We start from the raw sequence: 1,070 nt of genomic DNA on the forward strand, positions 1-1,070 counted from the left end.
CTGGTCGGCGTCTTGTTCGGCGGCGTCGGTGTGGGTGTGGGTGTGGGTGGTGCAGTCGACGAGGATCTTCATGACGTCGCCGCCGTTTTCGAGGGCTTGGAATGCGGCGGGTGCTTGGGTGAGGGGGACGATTTTGCTGATGAGGCGGTCGGCGGGGATGGTGCCGTCGGCGACGAGGGTGACGGCTTTCTCGAAGTCGGTGCGGTGGTAGAGGCGGGCTCCGAGGAGGGTGAGTTCGCGCCAGAAGAAGCGGTGGAGGTTGATCTTGCGGGGTTGGGGGTGGATGGCGACGAGGCAGAGGCGGCCGCGTGCGCCGAGGACGTCGACGGCGGTGTCCATGCCGGCGGGGGCGCCGGAGACTTCGAAGGCGATGTCGGCGCCGGCTTGTCCGGTCCATTCGTCGGTCAGGGTCTGGATGTCGTCGTCGGCGGGGTTCCAGGTGGTCAGTGCCAGTTCTTGGGCGAGTTTGCGGCGGTGGGCGCTGAGTTCGACGACGCGTACGTCGGCTCCGGCGGCGCGTGCGACGAGGGCGATGAGGATGCCGACGGGTCCGCCGCCGACGATGACGGTCTTCTCGCCGGGGCGTACTGCGGCGCGGCCGACGTCGTGGACGGCGACGGCGGTGGGTTCGACGAGGGCGGCGTGGTGGAGGGGGAGGGTGTGGGGCAGGCGGATCAGGGTGGTGGCGGGGACGGTCCAGCGTTGTTGCATGGCTCCGGGGGAGTCGATGCCGATGAAGTCGAGGTGTTGGCAGATGTGCTGGTGGCCGGCGTGGCAGGCGGGGCAGGTGTCGTCCCAGCGCAGGGGCATGACGGTGACGGCGTCGCCGGGTTGCCAGCCCTCGACGCCGGGGCCGGTGCGCAGGACGCGGCCGGACATCTCGTGGCCCAGGACGGCGGGTGTGGTGACCCGGGCGTCCATGTCGCCGTGGAAGATGTGCAGGTCGGTGCCGCAGATGCCGACGAAGGCGGGGGCCAGTTCCACCTCGCCGGGGCCCGGCGGGCAGGCCTCGACGGACGCGGTCTCCAGCGAACGGGCAGCGGTGTAACGAACGGCGAGAGTCGTCATCG

1 protein-coding gene is annotated in these 1,070 nt (G+C 70.5%); it reads right to left on the reverse strand.

Annotated elements, in window-relative coordinates; translation table 11 throughout:
- Window positions 1–1,068, reverse strand: a 1,068-nt coding sequence (locus ACH4ZA_RS39895; RefSeq protein ID WP_398433898.1) for a zinc-binding dehydrogenase, incomplete at its 3' end; no start/stop codon positions are given.
- Between the last annotated feature and the right edge of the window lie 2 nt (window positions 1,069–1,070).

It is taken from the genome of Streptomyces sp. NPDC020597 (assembly GCF_044335095.1).
In the GTDB taxonomy this organism is placed as follows: Bacteria; Actinomycetota; Actinomycetes; order Streptomycetales; family Streptomycetaceae; genus Streptomyces.